This is a genomic window from Acaricomes phytoseiuli DSM 14247 (genome assembly GCF_000376245.1).
Classification (GTDB): Bacteria; Actinomycetota; Actinomycetes; order Actinomycetales; family Micrococcaceae; genus Renibacterium; species Renibacterium phytoseiuli.
Window position 1 is genome coordinate 1 of record NZ_AQXM01000031.1, and the last position, 17,845, is coordinate 17,845.

The following is a 17,845-nucleotide window of genomic DNA, read 5'->3' on the forward strand; positions in this document are numbered from 1 at the left end:
CTGGCGATAACGCGAGCATGGAGAGTTTCTTCAGCCTGCTTCAGAAGAACGTGCTCAACACGAGATGCTGGAACACTCGCGCTGACCTCCGCCTCGCGATCGTTTCCTGGATCGAAACGAAGTACAACCGAAGACGCCGGCAACGCGGCCTCGGCAAACTCACTCCCGTAGAGTTTGAGACGATCTACACGGACGCGAAAGCGGCCTGATCACCCCAAACCCCAACTGTCAACCAAACCCGGGGCAGACCCGGAAAGTCCGATATCGGTGATGCTGTAGTAGGTCCGCGGCTTGCCGGAAGGTGAAACACCCGCGAAAGAGGTGACCAGGGAACCTGCTTCCAGGCGCTTGACTGCCGAGTAGAGGGTAGTTTGCTTGATGGTGTAGACGTCGCCGCTGATTGCAGTAATGCGCTGCGCAAGTTCGTATGCATATGAGGGGCCAGTGCGCAGCAGGGAGAGCACCATGAGGTCAACGTAGCCGCGTATGGCATCAGCACTGATCACAATTAACCCTCAGTTCCATTTGATGCTATTTCCAACATACTATGACTGTAGTAGTACGTTAAGCAAGATGTGAACTTGTGTGGCGACCCATGGTTCTGTTTATCTTCTGTCTGCTGGCGACCAAAAATTATTCCCGCCCCCCTCTGGTTGTGCAGGGGGCCTGCGACTCGTTCCACTGTCTTTTGAAGAAGTCTTTTGACAGTGGAACGAAAAAGGTCGCTGGCCGGGATCCATCTCCTGGCTAGCGACCTCAGTCTCTGTGCGCGGAGCGGGGTGAAACCCCTACTCCCAATACGAAACAGCATCCTCGGAAGTTTTAATGCTCCACCGGTTTTCGGCTACTGATTCTCCGGGAAGATCTGCCCGATCGGCTCGCGCTTTTCCGCTTGGAAGCGGTCTTCGGTTCTGCCTCGTGCCCAATAGCCGGAGATGGATACCTGCCCCCGGGTAAGGCTTTTTTCTTTGAAGAGCACGGCTCGTATGGCTTTCACTGACTCCCGTTCACCGTGGACGAAGGCTTGAATGCCCGGGCGGGACAAATCCTGCTTCGCGATCTCTTCGGCTAGGGTGTCTTGACGGTGCTCAGGGTCGAGGACCCATCGCACGTCGACTCCACTGGGAGCGCTAAGAGCCATCTGTGCTGTGGCATCTGGTATTTCGATCAGTGCGACGCCTTCAGCGGTGGAATCAAGTGCTTCTAAGGCTGCAGCTATCGCTGGGACAGCTGAGAGGTCGCCAGCGAACAGATGCCAGGAAGCGTGCGGAGACGGCGCATAGCCACCTCCTGGACCGCGTGCGCTGATGCTGGCACCAGGCTGTACCTGGGCTGCCCACGGCCCGGCGATGCCGTCGCTACCGTGGACGACGAAGTCGACATCCAGCGACCGATGAGCTGAGTCCACCTTGCGCACGGTGTAAGTGCGAGTGATCTGCCGCGCTTCCGGATCCTCGACGGTGAAAACCAGCTTGAGGTATTTATCGGTCTCGGGCCGGTTGATGAAGTTGTTGAACCCTGGCCCGCCCAGGGTCAATCGCACCAGATGCGGGCTGAGCCACTGGTTTGCCAGTACTTCGAACTCGATCAGCTCTCGGGGAGTTTTCCGATCACGCTTGGCTTTCTCGCTCAATCCAGTGACCTCGTTTCCATCTAGACCGCATCTTTTAATCACCGCCTCGTCAGCTCTGCGCGGGAGCTTGCTGCGATGCCAGTGTCTATGAAAAGAATCCAGTGCCTATGAAAAGAATAAGGCCCCCAACTCAGTGATTGTCATCCCGAGCCAAGAGCCTTATTTTCTGTGCGCGGAGGGGGACTTGAACCCCCACCCTCAATAAGAGGACTAGCACCTCAAGCTAGCGCGTCTGCCATTCCGCCACCCGCGCAAGGTGTGATGCTTCGAAAGCCTCGTCACAAGGACTTTTTTCTTCCGGAGCACCGTCAAAGCAGCGAGAAAAACTCTAGCACGTCTCCCCAGTTACACGGAATCGGCGAAGCTTGCGCTGGAAGGGCTCTAGGCCATCCTTTGAAACCTCGATACGAGGGTGAGCTCGAGCAAGAGCACGGACCTGCTTGACTTAGTAATATTTTGAGATAGTATTATTTAATTACTACATAAAGAACTAGCAAATATTTGGAGTTCGAAAGGAGGGGCACGTGCAGAGCTATTTCCCCGCAGACCAAGGGGTCCGTTCTGTTGAAGCCGGACTGCCGGATCCCGGAGAGCAAGACTTGATAGCGCTAGCCTCTGCGCTGCGCGTCAAATGGGAGGGTGCGCTCCTGGATTGTCTCAGCGAAGGCGGTTTTCCGGATATTCTGCCGCGTCACGGTGCGATACTGGCGCACCTTATCCCGGAAGGGCGGCGAGCCACAGAGTTTTCTACGCTCTCCGGCTTGAGCAAGCAGAAGATCGGGATGATCGCCGATGAGTTGGAAGCCCTGGGATATCTCACCAGAGCTCCGGACCCCTCCGATAGGAGGGCGAAACTGCTAGTGCCCACAAAACGCGGGCTATCTCAGATGCGCTTCGCGAGAAGTGTTGTCGAGAGCATGGAGTCCGGGGCGATTGGGGCGATCGGGGAAAGTCGCTTTGTGGAACTCAAACAGAGCTTGTTGGAAATCGTGGACCTGCCCCTGGAAGTTCCTGAGAACAGCTGAAATCTTTCTCGAACCACATGTCAAAAACCATAAATCGGAGGAAAAATGACTGCCTACTACCTGTTCGACAATATCGAGATCACTGACTTCGAGAAGCTGGGGGAGTATGTTGCCGGAGCCCGGCCCATCGTGGAGTCCTATGGCGGCAAGTACCTTGCCCTGGGCGCACAGCCGGAAACCCTGGAAGGCTCCCCGTTCATGACCTCCGTCGTACTCATGTCGTTCCCTGATATGAAGTCGCTGCGCGGATGGTACAACGATGCCGACTATCAGCCGCTCAAAAAGCTGCGGCACGAGATCATCACCGGGAATGCCACCATTTTCGAAGCCGAGTAATTCGAAGCCTGGGGCGCTGCGCCCTGCTTGTAAATGTGCTCGTAAATTAGGGACTTCAAACTTGAAAAATCTTGTTGAATACACACTTATTGCCTTTTTGGTGTCTATCTTTCTTTCATTCGTCTTGACGGCAGTGAATGTGGGGTTTACCGACGATTTCGTTCAGGTCTATTGGAAGTCTGTTCTGATCGCCTTCGGAGCCTCGTTGCTGTTCACTGTCCTTTCACAGTGGATCGCAAAGGGCCTGATGCGGTTGTTCGCACCGGAGGGGCGGAGTTGAAGTTCTTCTCGCTCCGCCGCCCCCCCACAGGCCGATCTGAACAGATAGGGGGGGAGCCCGCCACTGTGAAAAGCGATGCATGGCAAATGCGCTTCAACAGTGGCGGGCATTTCCCGTTAACTTCCGTATAACTCCCACTCAAGTGCGCATTATGCATATCATGGGCACTCGGCGTTCACGCAGCCGAACGCGGCGCGATAGGCTGGAAGCATTCTGATCACCGGGACGGGGGCAGAAAGCTGCGGAAGAGGAGCGCCCGCGTGAGCGACCTGAGTAACCACACTACCGATCCGGAAGCAGAGGTTGTCCGGTTCTGCCGCGAGCTGATCCGCATCGACACCTCGAACTACGGCGACGGCTCCGGGCCTGGGGAGCGGCAGGCTGCCGAATATGTCGCAACACTTATCGAAGAGGTCGGCCTGAGCGCTGAGATCTTCGAATCCGCGCCGGGCCGGGCGTCTGTGATTACCCGTATGTCGGGGGAGGATCCCGAGCTGGGAGCACTCGTCGTTCACGGCCATCTGGACGTGGTTCCCGCGCAGCAGGAAGACTGGTCCGTCGACCCCTTCGCTGCTGAGCTGAAGGACGGCATGATCTGGGGCCGCGGCGCAGTGGACATGAAGAATATGGACGCTATGATCCTTGCGGTGATGCGGGATATGGCCAGGCAGGGCCGTAAACCGAGGCGAGACTTGATTTTCGCTTTTTTCGCCGATGAAGAAGCCGGCGGCGGCTATGGATCCCACTGGGCGGTGGACAACCGGCCGGAGCTCTTCCAAGGCGCCACGGAAGCCATCAGTGAAGTCGGCGGTTACTCTGCGGAAATCGGCGGCCAGCGCGTCTACCTGCTGCAGACCGCGGAAAAAGGCATCTCCTGGCTCCGCCTGATGGCCCACGGACTGGCCGGCCATGGCTCGCAGATCAACACGGACAATGCCGTCACCCGCTTGGCCGCTGCGGTGGCTCGGATCGGGGAGTACCCCTGGCCGGTGGAGCTCACCAAGACCACCCGGCAGTTCCTGGACGGAGTGACTGAGCTGACCGGGGTCGAGTTCGACCCGGAGAATCCGGAGCGCATCCTCGCTGAACTCGGTACCGTCGCCCGTTTCGTCGGGGCCACCTTGCAGAACACCACCAATCCCACAGTGCTGCGCAGCGGCTACAAGCACAATGTCATCCCGGGTACAGCCGAGGCGCTCATCGACGCCCGGACGCTACCCGGTCAGCAGGATGAGGTGCTGCGCATCGTCCAGGAGCTCGCCGGGGATGGCGTCGAGGTCAGTTATGTGCACCGCGACGTGGACCTCGAAGTCCCCTTTTCCGGGGACCTCGTGGACACCATGATCGCGGCGCTGCAGAGCGAAGATCCGGGGGTAAAAGTGCTGCCCTATACGCTTTCCGGCGGCACTGATAACAAAGCGCTCAGCAGGCTGGGGATTACCGGCTATGGCTTCGCGCCGCTGAGGCTGCCCGCGGAACTGGACTTCCCGGCGATGTTCCACGGTGTGGATGAGCGGGTTCCGGTGGATTCTCTCCTCTACGGCACCCGGGTGCTGAGCAGGCTGCTAGCAGAATACTGAGTTCCTCAGTTCCGGAGTTCTCGCCTGAGCCAGTGCGGCCGAGGCGAGAACTCCGGCAGATCGTGCTCAGGCGGTTTCGCTGCTGCGCTGCTTCCGCTTCTTCACTCGGTCGCGGATGATCTCGAAGGCGATGGGCGTGATCGAAAGCAGGACGATGATCACGAAGATGATGTCGAGGTTGTCCCGCACGAAAGGAATCCGATCGCCGAGGATGTAGCCGAGCAAGGTCACCCCGACACCCCAGAGCAGGCCGCCGAGGACATTGAAGCTCACGAAATATCGGTAGTTCATCTTCGCGACTCCCGCGACCACGGGAGTGAACGTTCGGATCACTGGGACGAACCTGGCCATGACCACGGCTTTGCCGCCGTGCTTTTCGAAGAAAGCATGAGCTTTCTCGACATACTCCTGTTTGAAGAATCGGGAGTCCGGCTTCTTGAAGATCGCCGGCCCAGCCTTATGCCCAATGTAATACCCCAGCTGATCGCCTACCACCGCGCAGATGAAGATGAGGGTCACGAAGAGCCAGATATTGACGTCGATCACTCCGGTGGCGACTAGGAGGCCCGCTGTGAACAGCAGCGAGTCGCCTGGTAGGAAGAAGCCGACGAGCAGGCCTGTTTCGGCGAAGACGATCGCGCAGACCAGGAAGACCACCCAGGGGCCCAGCGCGGGGTCGGCCAGGAAAACCTGAGGATTCAGCCAGTCAGGCAAGAAAGCTGCGGTGGGTACCGTTCCACCAACGAGTGTAGGCAGCGCGGCGGCATAGCCTGTCGATCCAAGAAGAGTCACGACGCTTAGTTTAAGCCACGTCAGCTGTGAGCAGCGCTTAGGAACACGGTAAGCGGGATAAAATTCAGAACAGCAGAGCGGAGGCTGTCGTGGACAATGTGATCTCGGAAATCATGCAACGCTGGTGGCTGATCTTCTTGCTACCAGCTTTTGCGGGCATCATCCGCAGTACCTTCGGCATCGGCAAGCGCGGAGACAGGCGCAGGGGCGATGTGAACTCCGGGACTTCTGGGCCAGGGCATGCGATGGGAAGCCGGGTGCGCAGCCGCCAGCAGAACGAGGCGACGAAGCTCATGGCCGCCCACGATGCGGTGAACGAGGCCTGGCTGAGCTATGAGCTCGATGTCGCGAAACTGATCGATTTCCCTATGATGTCCGATGTGCGCGAGCCGCGCACCGTTGATTTCCTGCGCGCCAAGCGGATCGCTGATGGCCTGCGACCCGATGATCTGGAGGCCCTGGAGGATGAAAGGCTCGCTGAGTACCGTACTGCGGTGCGCAACTTCGAGGTGAGCTTTGAGGTCGCGGAGAGGCAGGCGCGCAGGGTCAAGGATCAGAACTTCAGCGTGGCCGAACGCCAGCGCTTGGAAACGGCCAAGCGTCTGCTCCGGATGGCTGAAGACACTGGGGCGACTCCTGCGGAGAGACGGCTCGCGTATCAGCGTGCCCGTAAAGAGCTCGACGGTTTAGTGGCGCTGCCGGAAGAAGCTATCGCGGCTTTGGAGCAGCGACTCCAAGCGAGCATCAGCTCGGTGGTCGAGCGAACTGTAAAGGAGCAGGCTGTAAGCAAGCGCACGGCAAAAGCCGTGGATCCCCGGAACCTGCGGAATCCGGCCGGCCCTGATTCCAGCTGATGTCGAGCCCGGCCCGTACTGGGGATCAGCCTTCGATCGGCCCTTGGGGCAGGCTGAGGGCGGCAGCAAGATCCACGCCGGGGTGATGCAGAACCGTGCGCATCCCCAGGGCCGCTGCGGCATCCAGGTTCTCCTGCCGATCATCGATGAAAATCACCTGCTGAGCCGGAACCCCGAGTTCTTCCAGCACATGCTGGTAGATCCGGGGGCCGGGTTTGACCATGCCGAGCCGGCCACTGAAGAAAAGCGCCTCGAAGCGGGTGGCCCACTGGCTCGTCCTCGCGTAGTGTTCAGCCATTGCGGTGGGCATATTCGACAGCAGGGCCAGTCGACCGCCGCTGCTCTGCAACTGCGCCAGCACTGTTTCCGTACTGGGGTTGAGATGCGACCAGGCCTGCAGATCAGCATGATGCAGAGCCTCGATGAGTTCTTCTGATGCTTCGGGGCGGCCCAGGACGAGCCGCCAGTAATCGGCGACTCCGAGCCGTCCGGCATCGTATTCCTCGCGTGCAGCCCAGTAAGGGCTGTCTGTGCCCTTGAATTCGTGGCCGCTCAGTTCCCGGAGCCGCTGCCAGTCGGCGGGTTTAGGAGCCTGCGAGATCACCATTCCGTAGTCGAAGAGGTACCAGGTCGTCATCCGAATAGGCTAGCAATCCAGCAAACGGCAAGAGAATCAGGATAGTCAAGTGAATACGGTGCGTCGGCAGGGGCGTGTCAGTGCCGCTGGATACGCTGAGGGGGTGCCCCTGGATTTCACCGCTATCGACTTCGAGACCGCTAACGGCTTCCGGGGCTCACCCTGTGCGGTGGGGCTCAGCCGGGTCCGCCAGGGCCAGATCGTCGAGGAAGCATTCTGGCTGATGCGCCCTCCTGCGGGCTATGACCATTTCGACCCGCGTAACATCGGGATTCACGGAGTCGCCCCGGAACAAGTCGCCGACCAGCCCCGTTTCGCCGAGGTCTTCCCCGAGATCGCGGGCTTCCTGGGCGCGGATATCCTGGTCGCCCATAACGCCGCTTTCGACACCGGAGTCCTGCGCAGTGCTCTGGAGGTCTCCGCGGCCCCGGTGCCCCGATACTCCTACGCCTGCACGGTGATCCTGGCACGGCGCAGCTACTCCCTGCCTTCGTACTCTCTGCCCTTCGTGGCGGAAGCAGCGGGGGTGGAATTGATCAATCACCACGACGCTGTGGAAGATGCCCGGGCCTGTGCCGGAATCATGATCGACATCGCCGCCCGGCACCAGGCCGAGAGCATCCCACAGCTCTATGCAGGTCTGAAACTGGCCATGCCGGAGCTGCAGGATTCAGAGACCATGCAGTCAGCGAGAGGAACGAAGCGGATTCGGCCCTCGGGGGCCGCGGGAAGCCGCTCCGAGAACTGGCTGGGTTGGCCGGAAGAGGGGGCGAACCTGGAACCGGATCTCAACGCGGACCGCAGCCACCCGCTGTACGGGCAGACCGTCGTCTTCACCGGGAACCTGGTGATGCCGCGTCAGCAGGCAAAGGCGCGAGTTGCTGCGCTGGGCGCTCGACCGGCCAGTTCGGTGACCGCGCGGACGACAGTCCTCGTGGTCGGCGATGGGTTCATCGCCGCAGACCTGCGGGCCGGGCGCGGCGGGCAATCCCGGATCACCTCGAAAGTACGCCGGGTCTGGGAGCTGCATCGTCGCGGTCAGCGCATTGAAGTGCTCTCCGAGGGAGAGTTCATGCAGATGATCGGCTGAACCCGATTCCGGCTCCAGGTTCTCTATGACGTTATTTTGCGCCGCCCGGATACTGCGCTTGCCGGCTGCGTGCCCGGAGCCTATGCATCAGCGATCACCGCGGTATGTCGTACTGGGTTCGGACACGCGGGGCACGTCCTGGCGGAGCATTCTGGCGTTGCCGAACCCGGTCAACGATCATGCGGCCAGGGTGACCGCGGCCCTCGTCGTACTGCTGAGGCTGATCATCCTGTTGACCGGCTGGAGTGCTGGTTTGTGGCTGCTGGCCGCGGGGTTCGTCGTGCGGGCGCTCTTCGGCCCCAGGGTCTCGCCTTTCGCGCTGCTCTCCTTAGCGGCCGCCACGGCCGCGATCGCCGGTTTCGCCGGGTTGGCCGGGATCCTGCTGGTTCTGCTCCTGACAGCTGCCATCGTGGAAGCGTTCTGGGTTTCTGCCTGGGCTGCGCCCTGTTCGGATTCTTGCAGCGGCGCGGGGTCATCCCCGAATCTGTGTGCGTGGCCTGCCCCCGGGCCACCCCCAGGAATCCGGCCTGAACCGGCCACTGCCGGTGATCAGGACGCAGGAGTGGAGACAACCTCAGCGAAGGCCGATGCCACCAAGACCACAGCGGCTGCTTCTTCACTATCCAGCGCATCGATCCAGTCTTCTGGCAATCCGGGGCGGCCGTAATACGCGCCCAGGATATTGCCCGCCAGAGCGGCGACGGTGTCGGAGTCGTCCGCGTCGTTGGCAGCTAAGCGGATGGCTCTCCGGAAATGATCCGCTGACTCCGGCAAAGACTCCTGCGAACCCGTTGACGCCTCTTTTTTCTCTAATACTTTCCCCGCGGCTTCTACTTTCCCTGTGGACTCGCTGGCAAGCACCGCGTACAGGGCTAAGGGGAGGGCTTCTTCTGCAAGCCATCCCGGCCCCAGCTCGTCTCGCAAGGTCGCTGCCGGTACAGCTGTGCCTTCGGCCAGCGTCTGGTCCGCAAGCTCCACTGCACGGCTCACCCGGGACTGCAGCTCAGGGACCGCTTGGGCCTTCAGGAAGTACTGTTTCAGATCTGCCACGGCTTCCCGCAAGGGCCGCCGGTCTGCAGCGAGCCAGTGGATCAGGAGACTGAAACCTGCCGAGGCCTGCCAGGTGGAAGGGTGTCCGTGGGTCAGTACAGCTGCGTCAGAACTCAGCGAGGCGATGATCGTTTCATCGAAGAACGGAACCAGCCCGAAAGGGGCGGAGCGCATGAGCGAACCGCTTCCCTTGGCTTGGGGCAGTAGTGGCCGATTCCTGGTACCCATCTCCCCGGTCCTGAGGCTCTCGAGGCAGGCCTTGCCCGGGTTGCGCCGATATCGAAGAGCCGGGATCCGATCGATATCTCGGGGGAGCGGCTGCGGGGCGGTCTCGGGAAGATCTTCGCCTTGGCTGCGCAGCCACCGCAGATAGGCCAACCAGACAGTGGCGGCTGGATCGGCGGATACCCCCTGCCGGGCCCACTCCAGCAGCTCGGTCAGGGCATCGGCGGTGTACAGGGTCAGCTGAGTATCATCTGAGAAATGCGCAGGCAGCCCCGCATCGCCGGGCTCTTGCAGGCCGGCACTGCCGTACCGGTGGCGGATGCCGGCCAAGTCCTGATTCTCCAGGGGTGCACCGAAGGCGTCGCCCAGGGCTCCGCCGAGGAGTGTTCCGGACACTGTGCTTGCGGCAACGAACATGAGGTTAATCTATCCCGCATAGCGACTTCACAGAGGCGAGCCGGTACAGTAGCGAAAGCAAGACCAAGACCAATGAGAGCCCACTGATCACGAACGTGAGGATGGATATGGCCGAGACGGCAACCCCCAGCAGTATACGGAGCGATATCGGGCACAACGATATCGCGGGCACTGCGGGCAAGAGCGCATGGGGAGCAGGTCTGCTCAAGAATTCCTTCGCTGAGCTTTTTGGCACTTTCATGCTGATGCTGGTCGGCCTGGGTGTTTACCTCGCAGCCTTGATCCAGGGCGGCGACAGAATGTGGGCGAGCCTGGCCTTCGGCTTCACGTTTATCGTGGTCCTCGCGCTCTTCGGCTCCGCATCCAGCGGGTACTTCAACCCGGCGCTCACCCTGGCCAGCGCCATCGCGGGCAGAGTCGGCTGGCTCCCCGCCGCGGTGTACATCGTGATGCAGGTCATCGGCGCACTGTTCGCCGGGCTGGTGCTGTTCATCGTGGTAAACGCCTCGCCTCTGCTCGCCACGAATGTCACCCAGGCCTTCACTAAGCTGGGCAATAGCTTCGGCGAGACTTCTCAGCTCCAGGTGCCCATGCTGAGCGCCGGCTTGATCGAGCTCATTGCCACTGCCGTGCTGGCCGCCGTGGTGCTCGCGGCATTCCGACCCGGCGCAGAGCGCAGTGGCCTGAGCCGAGTCGGCGGCGCGGTAGCCGTCGGCCTGAGCTACTTCGGACTGCTCAGCTTCCTCGTCCCCTTCACGAACGCCGGTTTGAACCCGGCACGCTCCATGGCAACCCTGCCGTGGGGGGACCCCACGCTCTGGGGCCAGCTCTGGCTCTTCTGGGTCGCCCCGCTGGCCGGCGCTGTTCTGGCCGGGCTGGTCTACCGCGGCTTCTTCGCCCTGGAAGGGGACGCTGCAACGCACGGGCCTGTCGTAGCAGACGTGGAAGAAACCGAAATTGCGATTGACGCCCCAGCGGATCCGGAACTGAGCACACAGGAGGCTCCGGTTTCCGCAGACAAGCAGGCCAGCACGACTCTTGAGGAGACCACGGTCGACACGGAGACCAAGGATTTCTTCGACAAGAAGTGACCCCAGGGCATGTTTGCGCTCCGCTACGCGAAAAGCTCGGCTTGAGTCTGGAAATCCGGCTCAGGCCGAGCTTTTTCGTGCCCCTTGGATCTCGTTTAGCCGCGCGGGCGGGTCAGGTAGACTGATCTGGTATACGGGCTGGGTGCATCGAGTGGAGGGGCGATGCACGCCTCGAACGTGTCGGAGATTGCAAGGACCATGTCCCATCTGACTCCTGCCCCGGTTGACGCCAGCCCGGTGATCGAAGCGTCTCGTCACGGCAGATTCGGTCATCTCATCCGGCTTTCCGGGCGCGGGTTCATCCCCTTAGGGCTTTTCGCCCGTCTGCCACTAGCCATGCTCACGGTGGGCGTGCTGACCTTGGTTACGAGCGTCTCCGGCTCCTATGCCATCGGCGGTTTCGCCGCAGGAGCCGTCGGCGCCGGATCGGCGATCGGCGCCCCGCTGCTCGGATTCCTGGCGGACCGAGTGGGGCAGAGGCCGGTGCTGATCATCGCCGCAATCCTCAACACCGCGATTCTGCTCGGACTGCTGATTTTTTGCGCTGCGGCAACGAATAATAGCGACACTGGAAGCGGGGCCGCCTGGCCGGCCGATGCTACGGGGTGGGTGCTCCTGCTCGCCCTGGCCGCCGGTGCCACCTCACCGCAAGTGGGCCCGCTGGCACGTGTGCGCTGGATGGCTCTTTCCAGGAACGTCCCGGATCGAGAGCGCGGGCGGGTTCTGGATACCGCGCTCTCCTATGAGAGCACGGCGGATGAACTGACCTTCGTCCTGGGGCCTGCGCTCGTCGGTCTGTTGGCCGCGCTGATCGCGCCGTGGCTGCCGCTGCTCCTCGCCGCTGCGATCACTGCGGTTCTTGTGACGCTCTTCGCTATCCACCCGACGGTCACCGCCGTGCCCGTGCATCGTCGAGGCACGACACTGGCCGATGAGGATGCTGCTCTGGGTGCCGGCAAGGTGCCCTGGCTGCGGGTGGGGATCCCGGTTCTGGCGATGGTCTGTATGGGCACGTTCTTCGGCGGTACTCAAACGTCGCTGAGCGCCTTCGCCGGGGAAGTCGCTCCAGAGGCCGGTGGTTCCGAGCTGGCCGGGCTGCTCTATGCGGTAATGGGCCTCAGCTCCGCTGCCGCGGCGCTATCCGTGGCTTTCTGGCCGCAGGGGTTCGCCCCGCGCTGGAGGTGGATCGCTTCTGCCGCGCCTATGGCTGCCCTGGCCGGGCTGTTGAGCGGGCCGGCGGATCTCACCTCGATGCTCGTGTTGCTGTTCTTCCTGGGCATGCCCGTGGGGCCCACTATGGTCACGATCTTCACCATCGGCGGCCAGGCCGCCCCGCGCCGGTGGCTCGGCACTGTGATGACGGCTCTTGCCAGCGGCATTGTGGCCGGTACCGCGATCGGCGCGGCGATGGCGGGAGCCTTCGCGCAGAGCTCCGGCTATCACGCGGCTTTTGCGGTTCCCTTTGCTGCAGCCTGTGCGCTCCTGCTCCTGGGCCTGCTGAGCCTGCGGTTCAACCGGCCCAGCTAACCCAACTAACAGCTAACCCAATGCCGCGGTGATTTGCTCGGCTGTTTCACGGAGCAGTTCGCCGATCACCGCCTCCGAGTGCTCTGTGCTGAGGTAGACCACGGCAATGGCCGCGGCCCGTTGGTTGGACGCCCGGATCGGGGCAGCGACCGAGCGCAGCCCGGCGATCACTTCATCGTTGCTGACAGCGTAGCCGCGTTCGCGGGCTTCGCGGCTTTCCTGGCGGTAGGGGAGGCCGGGGTGCAGCTGCTCCCATGCCGATTCGCTCAGCATGGACTGCAGTGCGATGCCGGGTGCCCCGCTGGAGAGCGGATGCCGCGATCCGGGGCGCTGCGCGACGGTGGTGATCCCCGTGTGGTGGGGTTCCTCGGCAAGCAGTGTGACGCAGTCCTCGCCTTCCTGCACCGCCAGGAACGCCGTGATGCCTAGGGTCTTCGCGATGTGCTGGAGTCGGGGAGCCGCGGCGCTCTGCAGGTCACGGGCCACGCTTCTGGCCAGTACCGCAAGGCCGGGGCCCGGGCAGTAGCGGCCCGATGCATCCCGGGATACTAGGTCATGATCTTCGAGGGTTCGCAGGATCCGATAGACGATGGAGCGGTGAAGCCCGAGTTCTGCCGCGGTATCCGCGACGCTCAGCGGCTGTGGGGCTCGGGTGAGGGTTTCCAAGGTCTGCAACCCCCGGCTCAAAGTCTGCGAGCGGGCTTCTGAGTTCATGAGTCGCTGCCTCTCACCTCTTGTGGCGCTAATCACACTGCTGAAAGAGTTCATTTTTAGCACAAGAAGTTCTATATAAGAACTTTTATGTGGAATGTGATCACGATATCGAGCTGAAGACTTCGCAGAAGCTCGTGAGGAGGTCCGGTGAATCCATCGCCAGCCAGCGCGGCTGACCCCGGGGGAGGCCTCAGGCGCCTGCTCCGCCCCAAGGCGCATCACTTCCGCGGTTCTTTGGGCCGCTTCACTACCGGAGTAGCCGTGGTGACCTTTGATGGCCGCGCGAAACGGCACGGGATCACCGTCAATTCTTTTACCTCGGTATCACTCGAGCCGCCATTGATCCTGGTGTCGATAGCCCTTCGAGCCAAAGCCCATGATGAGCTCAAAGACCGGCCGTTCACGGTCAACGTCCTCGGGGCGGGGCAGCAGTCCCTCGCCCTGCATTTCGCGGGGCGTCCCAGTCAGGAACCGCGCTGGCTGGAAGGCGCCGTAGCGCCCAGGCTGGCCGGAGTGCTGGCCTATTTCGAGTGCACGCCCTGGGCGGTCTATCCCGGTGGGGATCACACGCTCTATCTCGGTGAGGTGGCTGATTTCGGGTACCGGACCGGTGACGCCTTAGCCTTCGCCAATAGCGGGTTCACCACCATTCCGGAGAATCAGCTCGGGGTCGAAGACCTGCTCTGAGGTGCAGGCATTTCTACCATCCGCAGAATCACACCAGTTTTTCTCAGTCAAGGAAGCCAAGGAGATCACATGGGTATCAGCACCGGACAGCAATACCTGGACAAACTCAACTCGATGCGCCCTTATGTGGTGATCGACGGCGAGGTAGTAAGGGAGAATATCACCGAGCATCCGGCTTTCCGCCAAGTCGCACGCAGCTATGCAGCCCTCTTCGATATGCAGCACGATCGGCAATACCAGGACGTGCTGACCTACCCCTCGCCCACGACGGGGGAGCCGGTCAACGCCTCCTTCCTGGTGCCGCGCAGCATCGAAGACCTAGAGCGCCGCCGCAAGGCGATCAGCACCTGGGCGGAGTACTCGAACGGATTCCTGGGCCGCAGCGGCGATTATATGAATTCTTCGCTGACCGCTCTCGCGGCAGCGGAGAAGTGGTTCGCCCGGGCGGACGCCGAGGATTCCGGCATCGACTTCGGCGCAAATATCCGCGCCTATTACCAATACTGCCGGGAGAACGATCTGCTGGCCACCCACACCCTGATCCCACCGCAGGCCAATCGCTCGGTCTCCGGGTCCGAGCAGCTCGGCGGCCAACTCGCCGCGAGGGTCGTTGAAGAGCGGGAAGACGGCATCGTGATCCACGGGGCGCGGATGCTAGCCACGATTGCTCCGATCGCCGATGAGCTGCTGGTCTTTCCCTCCACCGTTCTCAAAGGCACGCCGGAGGACGCCCCATATTCTTACGCTTTCGCGATCCCCAATGACACCGAAGGCGTGCGATACCTCTGCCGGACTTCGCTCTACACCGGAAAAGGTGTGCACGATGAACCGCTGGCCGGGCGCTTCGAGGAGATGGACGCCGTGGTGGTCTTCGACCACGTTTTTGTCCCCAAGGAGCGGATTTTCATGCTCGGCCACCCCGAACTGTGTAATGCTTTCTACTCGGAGACCGGTGCCGGGGCGCTGATGACCCATCAAGTCGTCACCCGGACTATCGCGAAAAGCGAATTCTTCCTCGGCTTGGCTTCCGAGCTAGCTGCATCTATCGGCATCGATGGCTTCCAGCACATCCAGGAGGATTTGGCAGAGCTGATCCAGACCGTGGAGATCGGCAAGGCGCTACTGCGGGCCGCCGAAGTCGATGCAGCACCGAGCGATGACGGCGTGATGCTGCCGAACTGGCCCGCACTCAACGCCGCGCGGAACTGGTACCCTAAGGTCGCGCAGCGGTTCCCCCAGATCATTCGGAAGTTCTCCGCTTCCGGGTTGATGGCTCTGCCGGGGGAGGCTGACCTCGGCTCGGAGGCTCTGTCGGATATCGAGATGTACCTGCAGGCCAAGACCCTCACCGGGCCGGAGCGGGTCCGCCTGTTCAAGCTGGCTTATGACGCCTCAGTCTCCGCTTTCTCCGGCAGGCAGGCGCTCTACGAGTACTTCTTCTTTGGTGATCCGGTGCGGATGGCCGGTGCCCTGGTCAACTCCTATGATCGGGAGCCGGCGAGGCAGCGGGTCCGAGACTTCCTGGCCAGGGAAGACTGAGCCCGCCAGGGCTGAGAACACGCAGTCTCAAAAACCTGATCATGTTTAACGGGTGGCTCGGCAGAGCGCCCCAGCGGCGTCTTCTGAACCGGCCTCGAAGGGCAGCTTTGCCAGATGCTCCAGCTGCCAGCCGGTGCTGGCCAGGAACTCTTCGATATGCGTGCGGATCGGGGCAGGCCACACCGGGGCGAACTTGAAGGGCTCCCGGGTGACGTTGAGCACGAGCTTGGACACCTCGGTGCTCCAGCGGCCGAGCTGCGAAGGCGGGTTCTGGGCTTTATCGCTCAGGAAATCTACACCGAGGCTGCTGCCAGGGCCGCTGCGCTTCGCCAAGGTCTCCAAGCTGTTCCGGACGACGGCTTCGGGAAGGTACTCGCTGACCCCTTCCCAGAGGAAAACTGTTGCCGCATCTTCGCGGTACCCGGCATCGACCAGGCGGTCGAACCAGTCCGACGCGGTGAAATCGACTTCGACGAAGGTGGTTCCATCGGCCGGGATCCCGGCTCGGCACAGCGCCTCGCGTTTGGTCTGCTGGGTCCGGGGTCGATCCAGTTCGAAGAACCGCAGCCCGGTTTCTCGGAACCTTCCCAGCGTCCGGGTGTCGTAGCCGCCACCGAGGATGACGAACTGGCTGGCCTGCTCACTGCGATGGTCCACCAGGTCATCGAAGAAGCGAGCTCTGCCGTTGAGCATGGTGGCGATGGTCATATCCTGATCCGTCGGCATGAGCAGCAGATCCGGTCGGTAGCCGCTGAGCCTGGATGCGAAGAGCGTCGGCTCCAGCATCGCCCGGACCGCGGGCACACTCGTGGTCGGCAGATTCTCCAGCAGCGCTTTACCTTCAGGATCGGGCCGTTCCCCGAGATCGTGCATGAGCACTCTGCCGAGCAGCGGAACGTAAGCCGTCATCGAGATGTCTCTGCGCCTGCTGTCGAGGATCACTCGGAGCGCGAACACCAGTGCCCCCAAAACGCTCATGGGTAAGTGCAGCAACTGGGTAAGGCTGAAGACCAAGCGCTTCATCGCGTGTTATTCCTTTCGCCTGAAAGATTTCTCCTGCACAGCTGACAATAGCTGGCGACTCTGGGGGTGCGTCTTATATCTACATATTCAGGCTGCGCCTTGCCGGGGTCGCTGAAGAACCTGGAACTCGGCGCAGGAGGCGTTCTAGCGGGTGGCATTCGTAGGCGATGGTGCGGTGCGGGCAAGTCCAAGATCGCGTAGCGATGTACGTGAGTAGCGATGTACGTGATCCCCGCAGGTGCTTTGGCCGCTCACCTCATCATGCAGCGAAGGCTGCAGGAGAAGCGCTGATACGGCACGTCCCCACCCGTTTATAAAGGCGGAATCGGGCTGAACAATTCACTGGAATTGAGTGATTAGCTAATAGTGCGAATATACGTAAGAGATACGTGCAATTACCTATGTATAGAATCGTTCCCCCTTTCCCCTTCACCTTCTTGACCTCTTCTGCGTTCTTTGTTAGTTTTTTATTGCTGTTGATATTTTCATATGGAATATGCACCATGAATGAAATACTTATAAGCCTGGATATTCCTCATTATTGGGGTGTCCCGAAAGAATAAAGATGTTTATCATGAGCAAAAACATGAAGAAAGTTATCACTACCACGGCTGCGGTCGGCGCTCTGGGCCTAGGCGGTATCGCAGTTGCGGCCCCGGCTCAGGCGGCTGTCCCTGCTGAGCCGGTGGGTTCGCAGATCTCGCAGCAGGAGTCGGTCTCCGGAGATGTGAGTCTGAGCTTCGATCCCGTTGCGGTCGCCAATGCCATCAAAGATGCGGTCAATGATCAAAGCGATCGAGGCGGTGCTGTCAGGGCTGCGCTTGACGTAGCTTCCGCTCAGTCCAAGGTGAATGTTGCGATTGCCAATAAGGACCAGGACACTACCTCGCAAGGGGAAGTCTGGGCGGAGCACCTCGATATTAAAGGTGGCAACTATGTTGTTTACTTCTATGATCGGGAAGGGTCCATTACCAATAATGGTGATGGAGGGTGGATCAACTGGGGATTCAAGGGAGTTTATGACCGCAACGATAATGTGGTCACCTTCAAGTAATCAGGTGAAATAAGTTGGGTCTGCCCCGGGTTTGGTTGACAGTTGGGGTTTGGGGTGATCAGGCCGCTTTCGCGTCCGTGTAGATCGTCTCAAACTCTACGGGAGTGAGTTTGCCGAGGCCGCGTTGCCGGCGTCTTCGGTTGTACTTCGTTTCGATCCAGGAAACGATCGCGAGGCGGAGGTCAGCGCGAGTGTTCCAGCATCTCGTGTTGAGCACGTTCTTCTGAAGCAGGCTGAAGAAACTCTCCATGCTCGCGTTATCGCCAGCTCCGTAGGACCGGCCCATGGAGC

General features: G+C 61.1%; 21 protein-coding genes and 1 tRNA gene. 13 read left to right on the top strand and 9 right to left on the bottom strand.

What is annotated here, in order from left to right:
* Positions 1 to 209, top strand: a 209-nt coding sequence (locus C501_RS0100935; protein WP_018133762.1) for an integrase core domain-containing protein, incomplete at its 5' end; no start/stop codon positions are given.
* On the opposite strand, the gene C501_RS11995 is transcribed toward C501_RS0100935, so the two are convergent.
* The 3 genes from C501_RS11995 to C501_RS0100950 all read right to left on the bottom strand — a co-directional run bounded on the left by C501_RS11995 (position 210) and on the right by C501_RS0100950 (position 1,886).
* Positions 210 to 506, bottom strand: coding sequence for a PadR family transcriptional regulator (locus C501_RS11995; protein WP_051064429.1), 297 nt, complete (start codon positions 504 to 506; stop codon positions 210 to 212). It lies immediately after the preceding gene.
* 338 nt (positions 507 to 844) lie between these two features.
* Entirely contained in the window at positions 845 to 1,633 is a 789-nt protein-coding gene (locus tag C501_RS12000; RefSeq protein WP_018133764.1) for a siderophore-interacting protein, read from the bottom strand.
* Between the two features lie 169 nt (positions 1,634 to 1,802).
* A tRNA-Leu gene (locus C501_RS0100950) sits at positions 1,803 to 1,886 on the bottom strand.
* Between the two features lie 271 nt (positions 1,887 to 2,157).
* Here C501_RS0100950 and C501_RS12005 point away from each other — a divergent pair.
* The 4 genes from C501_RS12005 to C501_RS0100970 all read left to right on the top strand — a co-directional run bounded on the left by C501_RS12005 (position 2,158) and on the right by C501_RS0100970 (position 4,854).
* The gene (locus C501_RS12005; RefSeq protein WP_018133765.1) at positions 2,158 to 2,658 is read left to right on the top strand and encodes a MarR family winged helix-turn-helix transcriptional regulator; all 501 of its coding nucleotides are present in this window, start codon (positions 2,158 to 2,160) and stop codon (positions 2,656 to 2,658) included.
* 45 nt (positions 2,659 to 2,703) lie between these two features.
* Positions 2,704 to 2,994, top strand: a complete 291-nt coding sequence (locus tag C501_RS12010; RefSeq protein ID WP_018133766.1) for a DUF1330 domain-containing protein — start codon at positions 2,704 to 2,706, stop codon at positions 2,992 to 2,994.
* Positions 2,995 to 3,055: 61 nt separating this feature from the next.
* Positions 3,056 to 3,274 carry a DUF2798 domain-containing protein gene (locus C501_RS14375; RefSeq protein ID WP_018133767.1) on the top strand — a complete coding sequence of 73 codons (219 nt, stop codon included), beginning with the start codon at positions 3,056 to 3,058 and terminating at the stop codon, positions 3,272 to 3,274.
* Positions 3,275 to 3,534: 260 nt separating this feature from the next.
* Positions 3,535 to 4,854, top strand: a complete 1,320-nt coding sequence (locus tag C501_RS0100970) for a M20/M25/M40 family metallo-hydrolase (RefSeq protein WP_018133768.1) — start codon at positions 3,535 to 3,537, stop codon at positions 4,852 to 4,854.
* A 66-nt stretch (positions 4,855 to 4,920) separates the two neighbouring features.
* Here the strand turns inward: C501_RS0100970 and C501_RS0100975 are convergent, their stop codons facing one another.
* Entirely contained in the window at positions 4,921 to 5,610 is a 690-nt protein-coding gene (locus C501_RS0100975; protein WP_156807559.1) for a VTT domain-containing protein, read from the bottom strand.
* A 125-nt stretch (positions 5,611 to 5,735) separates the two neighbouring features.
* On the opposite strand from C501_RS0100975, the gene C501_RS0100980 reads away from it, so the two are divergent.
* Complete coding sequence (locus tag C501_RS0100980; RefSeq protein ID WP_018133770.1) at positions 5,736 to 6,500, top strand: hypothetical protein; 765 nt, start codon at positions 5,736 to 5,738, stop codon at positions 6,498 to 6,500.
* A gap of 25 nt (positions 6,501 to 6,525) precedes the next feature.
* Here the strand turns inward: C501_RS0100980 and C501_RS0100985 are convergent, their stop codons facing one another.
* A complete protein-coding gene (locus C501_RS0100985; protein WP_018133771.1) occupies positions 6,526 to 7,137 on the bottom strand; it encodes an HAD family hydrolase in 612 nt (203 codons plus the stop codon).
* A 103-nt stretch (positions 7,138 to 7,240) separates the two neighbouring features.
* On the opposite strand from C501_RS0100985, the gene C501_RS0100990 reads away from it, so the two are divergent.
* A complete protein-coding gene (locus C501_RS0100990) occupies positions 7,241 to 8,227 on the top strand; it encodes an exonuclease domain-containing protein (protein ID WP_018133772.1) in 987 nt (328 codons plus the stop codon).
* Between the two features lie 82 nt (positions 8,228 to 8,309).
* Positions 8,310 to 8,894 carry a DUF4395 family protein gene (locus C501_RS13800; RefSeq protein WP_319640484.1) on the top strand — a complete coding sequence of 195 codons (585 nt, stop codon included), beginning with the start codon at positions 8,310 to 8,312 and terminating at the stop codon, positions 8,892 to 8,894.
* On the opposite strand, the gene C501_RS0101000 is transcribed toward C501_RS13800, so the two are convergent.
* On the bottom strand, positions 8,777 to 9,919 hold the full coding sequence (locus C501_RS0101000; protein ID WP_018133774.1) for an ADP-ribosylglycohydrolase family protein: 1,143 nt from the start codon (positions 9,917 to 9,919) through the stop codon (positions 8,777 to 8,779). The genes C501_RS13800 and C501_RS0101000 overlap by 118 nt on opposite strands.
* Before the next feature lie 107 nt (positions 9,920 to 10,026).
* Between C501_RS0101000 and C501_RS12015 the strand changes: the two genes are divergently transcribed.
* Positions 10,027 to 11,010 (top strand): MIP/aquaporin family protein, encoded by a 984-nt coding sequence (locus tag C501_RS12015; RefSeq protein ID WP_169332103.1) that lies wholly within the window; start codon positions 10,027 to 10,029, stop codon positions 11,008 to 11,010.
* 198 nt (positions 11,011 to 11,208) lie between these two features.
* Positions 11,209 to 12,537, top strand: coding sequence for an MFS transporter (locus C501_RS0101010; protein WP_018133776.1), 1,329 nt, complete (start codon positions 11,209 to 11,211; stop codon positions 12,535 to 12,537).
* A 12-nt stretch (positions 12,538 to 12,549) separates the two neighbouring features.
* On the opposite strand, the gene C501_RS0101015 is transcribed toward C501_RS0101010, so the two are convergent.
* A complete protein-coding gene (locus C501_RS0101015; RefSeq protein WP_018133777.1) occupies positions 12,550 to 13,251 on the bottom strand; it encodes an IclR family transcriptional regulator in 702 nt (233 codons plus the stop codon).
* A 147-nt stretch (positions 13,252 to 13,398) separates the two neighbouring features.
* Between C501_RS0101015 and C501_RS0101020 the strand changes: the two genes are divergently transcribed.
* Complete coding sequence (locus tag C501_RS0101020) at positions 13,399 to 13,938, top strand: flavin reductase family protein (protein ID WP_018133778.1); 540 nt, start codon at positions 13,399 to 13,401, stop codon at positions 13,936 to 13,938.
* Positions 13,939 to 14,007: 69 nt separating this feature from the next.
* Positions 14,008 to 15,477 carry a 4-hydroxyphenylacetate 3-monooxygenase, oxygenase component gene (gene hpaB / locus C501_RS0101025; RefSeq protein WP_018133779.1) on the top strand — a complete coding sequence of 490 codons (1,470 nt, stop codon included), beginning with the start codon at positions 14,008 to 14,010 and terminating at the stop codon, positions 15,475 to 15,477.
* 45 nt (positions 15,478 to 15,522) lie between these two features.
* On the opposite strand, the gene C501_RS13450 is transcribed toward hpaB, so the two are convergent.
* Positions 15,523 to 16,455, bottom strand: coding sequence for a class I SAM-dependent methyltransferase (locus C501_RS13450; protein ID WP_169332104.1), 933 nt, complete (start codon positions 16,453 to 16,455; stop codon positions 15,523 to 15,525).
* A 619-nt stretch (positions 16,456 to 17,074) separates the two neighbouring features.
* Here C501_RS13450 and C501_RS0101035 point away from each other — a divergent pair.
* Complete coding sequence (locus C501_RS0101035) at positions 17,075 to 17,554, top strand: hypothetical protein (RefSeq protein ID WP_245532368.1); 480 nt, start codon at positions 17,075 to 17,077, stop codon at positions 17,552 to 17,554.
* 58 nt (positions 17,555 to 17,612) lie between these two features.
* On the opposite strand, the gene C501_RS0101040 is transcribed toward C501_RS0101035, so the two are convergent.
* On the bottom strand, positions 17,613 to 17,845 hold a 233-nt coding region (locus C501_RS0101040; RefSeq protein WP_018133782.1), incomplete at its 5' end, for an integrase core domain-containing protein.